Annotated in this window: 13 protein-coding genes; 8 read left to right on the top strand and 5 right to left on the bottom strand. The window is 70.6% G+C overall.

Annotated elements, in window-relative coordinates; genetic code table 11:
- The first annotated feature begins 104 nt into the window (after positions 1 to 104).
- From ACFY2A_RS13260 to ACFY2A_RS13230, 7 genes are all read left to right on the top strand, one after another.
- A complete protein-coding gene (locus ACFY2A_RS13260) occupies positions 105 to 1859 on the top strand; it encodes a DEDD exonuclease domain-containing protein (protein ID WP_387171385.1) in 1755 nt (584 codons plus the stop codon).
- 129 nt (positions 1860 to 1988) lie between these two features.
- Complete coding sequence (locus ACFY2A_RS13255; protein ID WP_387171383.1) at positions 1989 to 3776, top strand: RelA/SpoT family protein; 1788 nt, start codon at positions 1989 to 1991, stop codon at positions 3774 to 3776.
- A gap of 74 nt (positions 3777 to 3850) precedes the next feature.
- Complete coding sequence (locus ACFY2A_RS13250) at positions 3851 to 4393, top strand: NUDIX domain-containing protein (RefSeq protein ID WP_363924519.1); 543 nt, start codon at positions 3851 to 3853, stop codon at positions 4391 to 4393.
- Positions 4390 to 5277, top strand: a complete 888-nt coding sequence (locus tag ACFY2A_RS13245; protein ID WP_387171381.1) for a sugar phosphate nucleotidyltransferase — start codon at positions 4390 to 4392, stop codon at positions 5275 to 5277. Before ACFY2A_RS13250 ends, ACFY2A_RS13245 begins: the two co-directional genes overlap by 4 nt.
- Before the next feature lie 88 nt (positions 5278 to 5365).
- Positions 5366 to 5944: a helix-turn-helix domain-containing protein gene (locus tag ACFY2A_RS13240; RefSeq protein ID WP_363924521.1), complete on the top strand. Its 579-nt coding sequence runs from the start codon at positions 5366 to 5368 to the stop codon at positions 5942 to 5944.
- Complete coding sequence (locus ACFY2A_RS13235; protein WP_387171379.1) at positions 5941 to 7239, top strand: MFS transporter; 1299 nt, start codon at positions 5941 to 5943, stop codon at positions 7237 to 7239. Before ACFY2A_RS13240 ends, ACFY2A_RS13235 begins: the two co-directional genes overlap by 4 nt.
- Positions 7236 to 7523, top strand: a complete 288-nt coding sequence (locus tag ACFY2A_RS13230; protein ID WP_164449239.1) for an Lrp/AsnC family transcriptional regulator — start codon at positions 7236 to 7238, stop codon at positions 7521 to 7523. The genes ACFY2A_RS13235 and ACFY2A_RS13230 overlap by 4 nt, the downstream gene beginning before the upstream one ends.
- 48 nt (positions 7524 to 7571) lie before the next feature.
- Here ACFY2A_RS13230 and ACFY2A_RS13225 read toward each other — a convergent pair whose 3' ends face one another.
- The 5 genes from ACFY2A_RS13225 to ACFY2A_RS13205 all read right to left on the bottom strand — a co-directional run bounded on the left by ACFY2A_RS13225 (position 7572) and on the right by ACFY2A_RS13205 (position 12644).
- Positions 7572 to 8249, bottom strand: coding sequence for a DUF4142 domain-containing protein (locus tag ACFY2A_RS13225; RefSeq protein ID WP_363924523.1), 678 nt, complete (start codon positions 8247 to 8249; stop codon positions 7572 to 7574).
- A gap of 166 nt (positions 8250 to 8415) precedes the next feature.
- The gene (locus ACFY2A_RS13220; RefSeq protein ID WP_387171377.1) at positions 8416 to 10035 is read right to left on the bottom strand and encodes a cytochrome b N-terminal domain-containing protein; all 1620 of its coding nucleotides are present in this window, start codon (positions 10033 to 10035) and stop codon (positions 8416 to 8418) included.
- Positions 10032 to 11117 (bottom strand): ubiquinol-cytochrome c reductase iron-sulfur subunit, encoded by a 1086-nt coding sequence (locus tag ACFY2A_RS13215; RefSeq protein ID WP_387171375.1) that lies wholly within the window; start codon positions 11115 to 11117, stop codon positions 10032 to 10034. Before ACFY2A_RS13215 ends, ACFY2A_RS13220 begins: the two co-directional genes overlap by 4 nt.
- A gap of 11 nt (positions 11118 to 11128) precedes the next feature.
- The gene (locus ACFY2A_RS13210) at positions 11129 to 11968 is read right to left on the bottom strand and encodes a cytochrome c (protein WP_363924526.1); all 840 of its coding nucleotides are present in this window, start codon (positions 11966 to 11968) and stop codon (positions 11129 to 11131) included.
- A gap of 76 nt (positions 11969 to 12044) precedes the next feature.
- A complete protein-coding gene (locus ACFY2A_RS13205) occupies positions 12045 to 12644 on the bottom strand; it encodes a heme-copper oxidase subunit III (RefSeq protein WP_363924527.1) in 600 nt (199 codons plus the stop codon).
- Positions 12645 to 12797: 153 nt separating this feature from the next.
- Here ACFY2A_RS13205 and ACFY2A_RS13200 point away from each other — a divergent pair, with 153 nt between their 5' ends.
- Positions 12798 to 13751, top strand: coding sequence for a cytochrome c oxidase assembly protein (locus ACFY2A_RS13200; RefSeq protein WP_387171738.1), 954 nt, complete (start codon positions 12798 to 12800; stop codon positions 13749 to 13751).
- Positions 13752 to 13918 lie beyond the last annotated feature (167 nt).

Raw genomic sequence — 13918 nt, 5'->3', positions numbered from 1 at the left:
GGCCCACCGCCCGGTGAGTGAGCCGATCTCTCATCCTAGACCCGGCAGTGGCGGGTGGGACGGATGGGGCGCGAGTGTCGGACCGGACCGTTACGGTGCCGCGGATGGCAGCACAGGAGTTCCTGCAACCGGCGCTGGCCGGGCTCGACCCGACCGTCGGCGGCGTCGACCCGGCGCTGCCGCTGTACGCGACGACGTTCGTGGTGGTCGACCTGGAGACCACCGGCGGAGCTCCCGACGGCGGCGGCATCACCGAGATCGGCGCGGTCAAGGTACGCGGCGGCGAGCAGCTGGGGGTGCTGGCCACCCTGGTCAACCCCGGGGTGCCGATCCCACCCTTCATCACCGTGCTGACCGGCATCACCCAGGCGATGCTGCTGCCGGCACCGCCGATCGAGCAGGTGCTGCCGAGCTTCCTGGAGTTCGTCTCGGACGCCGTGCTGGTCGCCCACAACGCACCGTACGATGTCGGCTTCCTGAAGGCGGCCTGTGCGAAGCACGGCTACCGCTGGCCGAACCCTCGGGTGCTGGACACCGCGGCGCTGGCCCGGCGGGTGCTGCTGCGCGACGAGGTGCCCAACCGCAAGCTCGGCACCCTCGCCGCGTACTTCCGGGCCGCCACGCAGCCGACCCACCGGGCCCTGGACGACGCCCGGGCGACCGTCGACGTGCTGCACGGGCTCATCGGACGCCTCGGTGGGCACCGGGTCGACACCATCGGCGACGCCATCGAGTTCGCCCGCGCCGTCACCCCGACGCAGCGTCGCAAGCGGCACCTGGCCGACGGCCTGCCCCGCTCCCCCGGGGTCTACATCTTCCGGGCCGCCGACGACCGGCCGCTCTACGTCGGCACCTCCCGGGACATCGCCACCCGGGTACGCAGCTACTTCACCGCCGCGGAGAAACGCGCCCGGATCTCGGAGATGCTGGCCGCCGCCGAACGGGTGGAGGCGGTGGAGTGTGCGCACTCGCTGGAGGCCGAGGTGCGTGAGCTGCGGCTGATCGCAGCGCACGCACCGCCGTACAACCGCCGGTCGAAGTACCCGGAGCGGGTGGTCTGGCTGAAGCTGACCGACGGGCCGTACCCCCGGTTGTCGGTGGTCCGGGAGATCTCCCCGGGCGACCGCGCCTACCTCGGCCCGTTCACCTCGCGACGCGCCGCCGAGCTGGCCGCCGCCGGATTCCACGACGCGGTGCCGCTACGGCAGTGCACCCACCGGCTGTCGCTGCGCACCGTCACGCCGGCCTGCGCGCTTGCCGAGCTGGGTCGCTGCCCGGCACCCTGCGAGCACCGGATCTCTCCCGAGGAGTACGACGTCCGGGCGGTCACGCCGTTCGCCACCGCCACCACCGGCGATCCGCAGCCGGTGGTCGACGCCCTGCTCGCCCGGATCGAGGCACTCTCGGCCGACCAGCGCTACGAGGACGCGGCCGTGCTGCGCTCCCGCCTCGCCGCGGTGCTACGGGCCGCCGTACGCATGCAGCGCCTCGCCGCGTTGAGTGGGCTCGCCGAGGTGGCCGCCGCCCACCCGGCGGCCGGCGGCGGCTGGGAGCTGGCGTTGGTACGCCACGGGCGGCTCGCCGGGGCCGGCGTGTCCCCACCCGGGGTCCACCCTCGACCGACGTTGGCCACCATCCGGGCCACCGCCGAGACGGTGCCGCCCGGGCACGGCCCGGTCCCGGCGGCCAGCCCGGAGGAGTCCGAGCGGATCCTGTCCTGGTTGGAGCGACCGGAGACCCGGCTGGTCGAGATGTCCGCCGGTTGGTCCTCCCCGGTGGCCGGCGCGGCACGGTTCCGCGACCTGTTGACCAAGGCCGAGAGCGCAGCGTCCCGGCAACTCTGGTCCGAACGCTCATGAGCAACTGTCCGATCGGACTACGTCGACTCACTTACTCTGTTAAGGAAGTGCAGTCCTGCCCGTTTCGAGGGTCTGCTCCCGCTTGCCGGATTCCGGTGGTGGTGCAGCAGGCGTGAGGGGGTGTCCCAGGTGGACGTCAACGCCGGACACGGCGGCGCCCTGGGCGGTGCGCTCCCGACACAGCCCGGCGAGCTGCCCCTGACCAGACGACTCCGATCGCTACTGACCTGGCCGACCGCCGAGACCGAACCGGTCGCCCAACTGGTACGCACCCACCGCGCCATCCACACCGGCACCGACCCGGCGGTGCTGCGGCGCGCCTACACCATCGCGGACAACATGCACCGCGGCCAGTTCCGCAAGAGCGGGGAACCGTTCATCACCCACCCGCTGGCGGTCGCCCAGATCTGCGCGGAACTCGGCATGGACACCACCACCCTGGTCGCGGCGCTGCTGCACGACACGGTGGAGGACACCCGTTACACGTTGCAGGCCCTCGCGGAGGACTTCGACCACGAGGTCGCCCACCTGGTCGACGGGGTGACCAAGTTCGACAAGGCGTTCTACGGGCAGGCCGCCGAGGCGGAGACCATCCGCAAGATGATCATTGCGGCCGGCAAGGACGTCCGGGTGCTCATCATCAAGCTCGCCGACCGGCTGCACAACATGCGCACCCTGGGCGTACGCTCGGCCGCCTCCCGCGAGCGCATCGCCCGCAAGACCCAGGAGGTGCTGGTACCGCTCTGCGACCGGCTGGGTATCCAGACCCTCAAGCGGGAGCTGGACGACGTGGTGCTGCTGCACCTCGAACCGGACGAGCACGCCCGCATCGCGCGGCACGTGCACGACCGGCCCGGCTGGGACAGCTACCTCGCCGAGGTGGTCACCCAGGCCAGGGTGGCGCTGCGGCGCAGCCGGGTCGACGCGGAGGTGGCGCCACGGCCCCGGCACCTCTACTCGATCTGGAAGGACACCGTGGCCGGCGGCCACACCGCCCCGTTCGACCTGCCCCGGATCACCATCGTGGTGGACGGCCCGGCGACCGACTGTTACGCGGCACTCGGTGCGGTACACGGCATCTGGCGGCCGGTGCCGGGCCGGTTCAAGGATTTCATCGCCTCGCCGAAGAACAACCTCTACCGGTCCCTGCACACAAGCGTCTGCGGGCCGAAGAACCGTACGGTCGAGGTGCTGATCCGCACGACGGAGATGCACCGCGCGGCCGAGTACGGGGTGGCCGCCGACTTCCGCTTCCCCCGCTCCGGCGGGGCCACGGCCCGTTCGGGTCAGCTCGACTGGCTGCGCCGGGTGCTGGACTGGGAGCAGGATGCCGCCGACCCGGCCCAGTTCCTCCACTCGCTGCGCTGCGACCTGTCCGAGGCGCAGATCCAGGTGGTCGCCGACGGTCGCCAGATCGTGCTGCCCGCCGGCGCCACCCCGGTCGACCTGGCGTACGAGCTGGGTACCGACCGGGGGGACCGGTGCCTGGCCGCACGGGTCAACGGTCGGCTGGTTCCGCTCTCCTCCGAGCTTGAGGAGGGTGACGTGGTGGAGATCTTCACCGAGACCGACGAGGAGAGCAGCCTCGACGCCGAGGTGGCCCCCCGCGGGCCGCGTCGCGAGTGGCTGGGGTTCGTCAAGTCACCGCACGCGCAGATGCAGATCAACCGGTGGTTCGCCGAGCACAGCGAGCCGGGCATCTCGATCAGCGACAAGGTACGCCTGGGCCGCGCCACCATCGGGCTGGCCCTGCGTCAGCACAACCGAGGGCTGGCCAGCGATCTGCCGCTGCTGCGGCTGTCGGAGGAACTCGGCTACCCGGATCTGGAAACCCTGCTGGTCGCGGTCTTCGACCGGGTCATCGAGCCGGACGCCGTGGTACGCCAACTCATCGACCTGGTCGACCACCGTCAGTGACCGTCCTGGCCCCATGCGGTACCCGGCGTGCTCCTCGTGGCGCGAGCGCGCCTCACGGCCACTAGCCTGGAGCCATGATCCCCCGTACCCGCCGCACCGGACGCGCCGTCGCGTACCAGGTCTTCTACCGGCTGCCGTTGCCGGTCCGACGTCGGCTGGTCCGGATGGCCGTACCCAAGTACATCGTCGGCGCGGTCACCCTGCTCCGCGACAGTGAGGCGACGGGGGCCGGTCGGTTGCTGCTGCTACGCCAGCCGCCCGGCCGGGGCTGGACGCTCCCGGCAGGGCTGCTGCAACGCGGTGAGAACCCCGCCGTGGGCGCAGCCCGGGAGCTGTTCGAGGAGAGCGGCGTCCGCCTCTCCCCCACCCGACTCACCCCGGCGGTGCCCAACGCCATCGTGCACGCCAAGGGCTGGGTGGACGTGGTGTTCACCGCCGAGGTGCCGGCGTCGAGCACCGAACTGACCGTCGACGGCGCGGAGGTCTTCGAGGCCGCCTGGCACCCGCTGGACGATCTGCCGAAGCTGACCTGGCCGACCGCCCGCCTGCTCGCGTACTACGACATCGGTCCGCTGGCCGGGCAGTTCCCGCCACCGCTGCCCGACACGACGCCATGACCCGGCCCGACGGTGCCCCGACCGGCCGTCGGCCCACCACAGCCTCCGACCGGATCTGTGCGGTGGTGCTCGCCGCCGGCGAGGGCACCCGGCTGCGCCCACTGACCGAACGGGTACCCAAGGCACTCTGCCCGGTCGGCAACGTGCCCCTGCTGGACCGGGCGCTGGCCCGGCTCGCCGGCCTCGGCCTGAGCGGCCCGGCGACGGTGGCGGTCAACGCCTGCTACCTGGGCGACCAGGTGGTGCAGCGGGTGGGTACCCGGGCGCACCTCTCGGTGGAGCCGGGCAGCCCGCTCGGCACCGCGGGCGGTGTGGGACGGCTGCGGGACTGGATCAACGGCCGGGGCGTGCTGGTCGGCAACGCCGACGCCTATCTGGCCGACCCGGCGGCACCGCCCGGCCCCGACATCGCCGCGCTGCTCGACGGCTGGGACGGCGACTCGGTACGCCTGCTCGGCCAGCCGGCCGCCGACCCGACCGCACCGGGCACCTTCGACGGACACGTCTTCACCGGTTTCTCCCTGTTGCCGTGGCGGCTGGTCCGCGACCTGCCCGCCACCTTCGGCGACCTGGTACGCACGGTGTGGCGCCCGGCCGAGGCCGCCGGCCGGCTGACCGTGGTCGGCTACCGGGGCACCTTCATCGACACCGGCACCCCGGCCGACTACCTCGCCGCGAACCTGCACGCCGCCGGTGCCGGCTGCCTGATCGATCCGGCCGCCACGGTCACCGGCCCCTGTCACCGTTCCGTCCTGGGTGCGGGCGCCACCGTCCGGGGTGCGGTCAGCCGCAGCGTGATCTGGCCGAACGCCTCCGTCGGCGCCGACGAGCACCTGCACGACGTGATCCGCGTCGGCGCCGACCTGACCGTTCAGGCGGCCTGACCCGTCGACACACCGCGGCCGGATCCATCATGCGCAGCTTGCAGAAAATTCTTTGCATAAACTTTTCTGCGTAGCTACGTTGTCCGGCATGACCGATCCTCGCCAGGAACGACGGGTATCCGATCCCGCGGACCTCAAAGCGGTGGCCCACCCTCTCCGGGTGCGGCTTCTGGCTGCGCTGCGGGAGCACGGCCCCGCCACCGCCACCGAGCTCGCCCACCTACTCGACACCGAGTCCGGATCGACCAGCTACCACCTACGCGTACTGGCCCGGCACGGGTTCGTCACGGAATCCGCGCTCGGGCGTAGACATCCCCGGGAACGGCGCTGGGCCGCCGTGCACCTCACGACCGGTTGGAGCAACACCGAGCTCTCCGCGAGCGATGCCGGTCGGCAGGCTGCCGCGATGATGCGGCGTCGACAGGTCGAGGTGCTCGTCGGCGATGTCGAGCACTTCGAGGCGCACCTGGACGACCTGGATCCGGACTGGGTGGAGGCGGCAGGTATCGGCGATATCGTGACTCGGCTCAGCCGCTCCTCGGTGGCCGAGCTGTGGGACCGCTTCTATGCCCACCTCGACGAGCTGAGAGCACGGGACGAAGCCGATCCGACTGCGGTCACCGTGTCCATCGTGGTGGCCGGTTTTCCGCGCACCGAACGCCGGTGAGCATCGACGCTGCCCGGCGTCGGTACGCATCGCTGAACTTCCTCCTGTGGCTGCCGACCGGGCTCTGTCTGGTGCCGCTCGTACTGCTGATGCTCGACCGTGGCCTGTCGGTACCCACGATCGCGCTCATCACCGCGGTGTACGGTCTCACGGTTGCGCTGCTCGAACTGCCCACCGGAGGGCTGGCGGACGCGATCGGCCGCCGCCCCGTACTCGTTGCATCGGCGGTGGCCGGCGCCGGCGGCCTGCTGTTCCTGGGCCTGGCCGACACCATCGCACCGTTTCTGGCCGCCGCGGTGCTGCGCGGCGTCGCCCGCGCGCTGTCGACCGGGCCGCTGGAAGCGTGGTACGTCGACACCGTGCACGCGCACGCTGACCGCGATGTCGACCTGACCACCGGTCTGGCACGCGGTGAGGTCGCCGGGTCGCTGGCGCTGGCGGCCGGCACGCTCGCTGGCGGTCTACTGCCGCTGGCCCTGGGTGACACCGGCACGCTTCCGGCCCTGGCGGTGCCGGTGCTGATAGCGGCCGGGGTCGAGGTGCTGCGGGCCCTGATGACGGTCCGGCTGCCCGAGCCGCCGCGTCCACGTCTGAATATGGCGGCCGTCGTGCGTCGCGTGCCCGCCGGCGTCGTCGCTGGGCTACAGGTCTCGGCGCGGGACCGCGTACTGACCCGGGTGTTGCTCGCGGCCGGCGGAGCGGGTGTCGCGCTGGGTGCCATCGAACTTCTCACCCCGGCCTGGCTGGCCGAGCTGACCAGCGGCCCGACCGCGGCCGCCACGTACGCCGTGGTCGCAGCCACAGGATTCGGCGCCGACGCCGTCGGGGGAATGATCGCGGGTTGGACGGTACGCAGCTGCGGATCACACGCGCGGGCGGCAGCGACCGGAGTGGTCGTGTCCGCACTGTCCATGCTCGGACTCGCCGGTTGCGCCCTCCTGCGGGGGCCGGGTGCCATCGCGCTCGCCGGGCTGGCCTACTGTCTGCTGTTCCTCGGTCTCGGCGCGGCCTTCCCGGCACAGGCGAAGCTGCTCCACGACCGCGTCGAGGCGACCGAACGCGCCACAGTGCTGTCTGTACAGTCACTACTCATGCAGGTCGTGGGGGCGGCGGGGCTACCGCTGATCGGCTGGCAGGCCACCCGGCACGGTGTCGAAGCGGGCTACCTGATCGGCGCGGCGGTGCTGTTCGCGTCCGCCGCCCTCTTCGTGCGCCTGCCTCGCGCAGCCCCGCACGGCGCTGCTGGCACAGCGCCTAGCATGGGCGAGTACGCCTACGAACGGAGAGTTTCGTGATCACCGCGATCGTGCTGATCGACTGCGCCACCGACTCGATTCCCGAGGTGGCCGAGGCACTGGCGAACCTGCCGGGGGTGAGCGAGGTCTACTCGGTGGCCGGGCACGTCGACCTGATCGCCATGGTCCGGGTCCGCGAGTTCGACGAGATCGCCCAGATCATCGCGGGCAGCATCTCGAAGGTGCCGGGCGTGCTCAACACCGAGTCGCACATCGCCTTCCGCGCGTACTCCCGGCACGACCTGGAGGAAGCCTTCGCCATCGGGCTGGGCAGCACCGACTGAGCCGGTCCACCCCTCGCGGGGTGGACCGGCTCGTCTCGTACCGCCGGGTCAGCTCTGCTGCGGCACCGGGGTCTCGGTGACGGTGCCACCCGGAACCGGCGCCTCCTCGGTGAAGGTCTCACCCGGGGTCGGCGTGGTGCCGCCCGGAGCCGGGACGGTGCCACCCGGGCTGGGCGTACCGCTCGGGCTGGTCTCCGGGACCGGGATGCCCAGTTCCTCGGCCAACATCACCAGAGCGTCGTAGTGCGCCTGCAGGACCGGCAGCGCGGTCTGCGCCAGCTGGACCACCTGCGGTTCGGTACCCTGCGAGATCTCCGTCTGGGTCGCCTGGATGGCCTGGACGTGGCCGGCCAGTTCCTGGGTCACCCAGAGCCGGTCGAACTCCTCACCGCTGGCGTTGTTCAGCTGGTCGAGACCGGCCTGCTGATCGGTGGTGGGCTCGCTCGGCAGCTCGACGTTGAGCTGCCCGGCCAGATCCTGCACCGACTGGTCCAGTTCGGTGTGGTCCGTGACGAACTGCTGCCCCAGCTCCTTGACCTGCTGGTTCTGGCCCTTCTCCTGGGCCAGCTCACCGGCGGCGATCTCGTACAGGTTGACCTGGTGGACCGCCTGCAGGTACTGGGTGTCCTGTTCCGACGGCTGCGCCGCCGCCTGCGCCGCTGCGGCGGGTGCGACGCCCACCAGCACCAGCGCGGCCAGCAGGCCGAGGCGTTTGATACCCAACATGCTTCCTCCCCGTTGAGACGTTGGACCGCACGGATACCCGGCTGGCCGGGGTTATTCCTGTGATCCGGCGACGGCGGGAAGCGGCGACGACGTCCGGAAGCGGCGAAACGGGCGTGGCGCCCGCCGGAAACGGTCCGGCGGGCGCCACGTCACGTTGCGACGGATCTCAGGGGCGGGTCTCCCCGCTGGTGATCTCCTCCCGCTCCGGGCGCGGCTCGACCGGCGGGTGCCCCGGCGAGACCGGAGCCTCGGCCGGCCGCTCGATCGGGTAGAAGAAGCCGCGGATCGCCGGGCCGAGCGCACCGAGCCGGTTCATCTTCTTCGGTACCACCCAACCGGCGTAGTCCAGCTCGCCGTGCCCGTTGCCCGCACTGAGCGGCTGGTGCACCTCGACGAACCGGCCGTCCGGCAGCCGCCGGATGATGCCGGTCTCCACGCCGTGGGCGAGAACCTCCCGGTCGTGCTGCTGCAGGCCGAGACAGATCCGGTAGGTGACGTAGTACGCCAGCGGCGGCAGGAGCAGCAGACCGACCCGACCGGCCCAGGTCATCGCGTTCAGGCTGATGTGGAACTTGTCGGCGATGACGTCGTTCGCGCCCGACAGGGTCAGGATCACGTAGAACGTGAGGGCCATGACGCCCAAGCCGGTGCGGAACGGGACGTCGCGGGGACGCTGGAGCAGGTTGTGGCTGCGGTAGTCCTTCAGGTGGCGGGCCTCCATGAAGGGATAGAGCAGGGAGATCGCCACCAGGATGCCGGGTAGCACCACTGTCGGCCAGAACAGCGGCGGGATCACGTATCCCTCGCCGATGGGTATGGTGATCTCCCAGTCCGGCATCAGCCGGGTCGAGCCGTCGAGGAACATGACGTACCAGTCCGGCTGGCTGGCGGCCGAGACCACCCACGCCTCGTACGGGCCGAACAGCCAGACCGGGTTGATCTGGAACAGGCCACCCATCAGCGCGATCACGCCGAAGACGACCATGAAGAAGCCGCCCTGCTTGATCGCGTAGCGCGGGAACATCCGCTCGCCGACCACGTTGCCGTTCGTCCGGCCCGGCCCCGGCCACTGGGTGTGCTTCTGTTTGAACACCAGGCCCAGGTGCACGGTGATCAACGCGACCAGCAGGGCGGGGATGAGCAGCACGTGGGCGATGAAGAACCGGCTGATGATGATCGTGCCGGGGAACTCGCCGTTGAAGACCGCCGCGGTCACCCAGGAACCGATCACCGGAATGGACAGCATGATCGCCGAGGCGATCCGCAGGCCGGTGCCGGACAGCCCGTCGTCCGGCAGCGAGTAGCCGGTGAAGCCGGCCAGGAAGCCGACCCAGAACAGCAGCGAGCCGATGATCCAGTTGGTCTCGCGCGGCTTACGGAACGCGCCGGTGAAGAAGACCCGCAGCATGTGCACCACGATCGCGGCCATGAACAGCAGCGCCGCCCAGTGGTGCATCTGGCGCATGATCAGGCCGCCGCGGACGTCGAAGGAGATGTCCAGCGTCGAGGCGTACGCGGCCGACATCGGCGTGCCCCGCAGCGGGGCGTAGCTGCCGTTGTAGATGACCTCAGTCATCGCCGGCTCGAAGAAGAAGGTCAGGAAGACACCGGTCAGCAGCAGGACGATGAACGAGAAGAGCGCGATCTCGCCGAGCAGGAAGGACCAGTGGTCCGGGAAGACCTTGTTGAGCAGTCGGCGCAACGGGGTCGCCACCTGGAAGCGGTCGTCGACCGCTCGGGCGGTGTTGCCCGGCACCGCTGCCACGTCAAACTTTCGCCGCTTCACGGCCGCTCCCAGAAGTCGGGCCCGACAGCCTCGGTGTAGTCGGACTTCGCCACGAAGTAGCCCTCAGCGTCCACCTCGATGGGCAGCTGAGGCAAGCGCCGGCTGGCCGGACCGAAGATCGGCTTGGCGTTGTCGGTGATCAGGAACTGCGACTGGTGGCACGGGCAGAGCAGCCGGTTGGTCTGCTGCTCGTACAGGCTCGCCGGGCAGCCCGCGTGCGTGCAGACCTTGGAGTAGGCGGCGAAGTTGCCCCACATGTAGCCGCCGTGGCCCTCGCGCTCGTTGTTGCGGCGCGACTCCTCGGCGTCACCCTCCCGCAGGTGGATCAGCAGGGTGGGCGAGTCGGCGTACCGGTTGCTCACCCCGTGCTCCACGCCCGGGAAGACGGTGATCTGACCACCGGCGCTGATGTCGGCCGGCCGGATGGGCCGACCGTCCTCGCGGACCAGCCGGATCTTCTGACCGTCCCGGGGGACGAACCCGGTGGTCATCATCTGGTCGTCCTTGTGCGGGTCGGAGATCAGCCCGCCGACCAGGGGCGCCGCGGCGACAGCGCCGACCGGCAGCAGACCGGCCAGCAGCGACACCCCGAGCAGCGGCCGACGCTTGACCCCCAGCTCATCGGCCATGTAGGCCATGGTCTCGCCGGTGATCCGCTGGTCCTCGGCGGGCGGGGCACCCTCGTGCCGGTCCTGGATCGACACCTCCTTGGGCAGCAGCTTCTTGCCCCAGGTGAGGATGCCGAAGCCGATGCCGAGCAGGGCGACGCCGAGGGTCACCCCGAGCAGCGGGGTGTAGAGCTTGTCCCCGCCGCGGCCCGGCTCGTACTCCCAGGGCCACCAGATGTAGATGGCCAGGAAGGCGGTCGCCGCGAGCCCGGTCAGCAGGAAGAAGCCCGCCACCGTGCGGACCAGCCGCCGTTCGGCCTTGGTGCCCGGGGCCACCTGCGGCTCGTAGTGGACGATCTCGATGTCGTCCCGCCGGGCACCCTCCCGGACGATGTCGAACCGACTGAGCCGGGGGTCGTTCACGTCGAGCGGTTCCCCGCCCGGCACGGCCCGCTGCCCGGTCTGGCTGCTCATGGTCCCCCCGCTCACGACTTGCCCGCGATCCACAGGCTGGCGAAGACCAGCGCGACGATACCGACGAGGAAGATCGCCACACCCTCGGTGGAGGGTCCGTACCGGCCCAGGTTGAAGAAGCCGCCCGGGTCACCGTCGTCCTTCAGCGTCTGCTGGATGTAGGCGATGATGTCCGCCTTCTGCTCCGGCGTGATCTGGTTGTCGCCGAAGACGGGCATGTTCTGCGGACCGCTGAGCATCGCCGCGTAGATCTGCCGGTCGGTCGCCGGCGCGAGGCTCGGCGCGTACTTGCCCGAGGAGAGGGCACCGCCGCCACCGCTGAACGCGTGGCACTGCGAGCAGTTGATCCGGTAAAGCTCGCCGCCGATCGCGACGTTGCCGTCGGCGTGCAGGTTGTCACCGGCCGGAACGACCGGGCCGCCGCCGAGTTCCTGGATGTACGCCGCGAGCTGGTCGATCTCGTCGCGGGTGAACACCTCGGGCTTGCGCGCCGCCTGGGCCTCCTGCCGGGCCATCGGCATCCGACCGGTGCTCACCTGGAACTCCACGGAGGCGGCACCGACGCCGATCAGGCTCGGCCCGCGCCCCTCGACCCCCTGCGCGTTGCGACCGTGACAGGTCACACAACTCACGTCGAACAGCGCCTTGCCGTCGGCGGCGGCGGTGCTCAGCGGCGGGTTCTCCTGGGCGGCGGCGCCGGGGGCGAGGACGGTGTAGGCGCCGCCGGCCAGCATCAGCGCGGCGACCAGCCGGACCGCAGCACCCAGCCGGCGGCGGCCCCTGCTGGGCGCCCCGGGCCGCCCGCGCAGCCGCGCGAGCAGACCGCGTCGGCGGTCGTTGTCAGAAGTCATGACCTGTGTCCTTAACCGGTTGGACCTTGTGTTGCGGGGGGTGGAGCAGCGGCAAGGCGGCTGGCGCGCGCCAAGATCACTGGAGCCAGTAGATCATGGCGTAGAGCGCGATCCACACGACGTCGACGAAGTGCCAGTAGTACGACACCACGATCGCGGCGGTGGCCTGAGCCGGGGTGAACCGGCCCATGGTGGTGCGGATCATGAAGATCACGAAGGCGATCAGACCCCCGGTGACGTGCAGGCCGTGGAAACCGGTGGTCAGGTAGAACATCGAGCCGTAGCCGTCACCGTTGATCTTGACGCCGTGGTGCACCAGCTCGCGGTACTCGTTGAGCTGGCCGAGCACGAAGATCAGACCCATCACGAAGGTGATCGTGAACCAGCGCCGCAGCGCGTGGACGTCACCCTTCTCGGCGGCGAACACGCCGAGCTGGCAGGTCACCGAGGACAACACCAGGATCACCGTGAAGGTGGTCGCGTACGGGATGTTGAGGACCTCGGTGTGCTCCGCCCACTGCTCCGGCGCCGCTGCGCGGATGGAGAAGTACATCGCGAACAGCGCCGCGAAGAACATGAGTTCGCTGGAGAGCCAGACGATCGTCCCGACGCTGACCATGTTGGGACGCGTCAGGGAGTGGATCCGGCTCTTGTCAATGGCTGGGGCCGCAGTCACGCGGTCATTATTGCCGTTCACCACGGCCGGCGATCAGCGGGGGGTGAAACCAGCGCCAGGTGTGGCCCGATCGGTACCGTCCGGTTCGCCTGACCTAGGCTGATTGGTGTGCTGCACGCCGCTCCGATCACCTTGGCCGCTCCGACCGCGCCGCTGCTCGCCACGGCCGCGACCGGGTCGGCCGCGACCGAGGTGACAAGCGTCGGAGCGGTGGCGGCCGAATCGGCTCCGCCGCCGTTCTCCATCACCGCCGTGGTGACCGAGACCCGGCTGGACAGCTGGCTCGCCGTCGGCCTGGTCCTCGCCGCGGGTCTCTACCTCTACGGGGTGTACCGGCTGCGGCTCCGCGGCGACCGCTGGCCGGTCGCCCGGACCATCTTCTTCCTCGGCCCCGGCCTGGGCGGCATCGCCTCGGTTACGGTCAGCGGACTGCACGCGTACGACACCACGCTGCTGTCGGTGCACATGGTGCAGCACATGGTGCTGTCCATGGTCTCGCCGATCTTCCTGGCGCTGGGCGCACCGGTGACCCTGGCCCTGCGTACCCTGCCGACCGGTCCGCGCAAGCGGTTGCTCGCGGTGGTGCACAGCCGGATCGCCCGGATCTATACCTTCCCGCTGGTGGCGTTCGCCATCTTCGTGGTGAACCCGTTCGCGCTCTACTTCACCGACCTGTACCGCTACACGCTCGAGCACGCCTGGGCGCACGAGGTGGTGCACGCGCACTTCATCATGACCGGCTGCGTCTTCTTCTGGCCGCTGCTCGGCCTGGATCCGCTGCCTGGACGCTGGCCGTACCCCGGGCGGGCGCTGCTGATGCTGCTGTCGGTGCCGTTCCACACCGTGCTCGGGCTGACGATCATGCAAAGCACCACCCTCTTCGGCGGCGACTGGTACCCCTCGCTCGGGCTGAGCTGGGCCGACCCGTGGGAGGACCAGGTGCTCGCCGGCGGGATCCTGTGGGCCGGCGGCGAGTTCGTCAGCGTGACGATGCTCGCAGTCCTGGTGGTGCAGTGGATGCGCCAGGCCGAGCGGGAGGCCCGCCGGATCGACCGCGAACTGGACCGCCAGGAGGCCCGCCGACGGGCGGCGGAATCGACCGCCTGAGGGCAGCCCGGCGACCGGCCGGGGCGGCGTGTCACGCGCACCACACCGACCGGTACGATCAGCCACGCAGCTACGAAGTGGGAGCCGTTGGAAGCCATGAGCGAGCACAGCGAGCGAAGCAGGCTCAGTGCCATGGTGCCTCAGGACGGCACGAAGCGAAGCGGAGT

Origin of the sequence: Micromonospora sp. NPDC000442 (assembly GCF_042898635.1) — a bacterium.
Lineage (GTDB): Bacteria > Actinomycetota > Actinomycetes > Mycobacteriales > Micromonosporaceae > Micromonospora.
The sequence above is the reverse complement of the archived record's forward strand: the minus strand, read 5'-3'. Positions and strand labels throughout refer to the sequence as shown.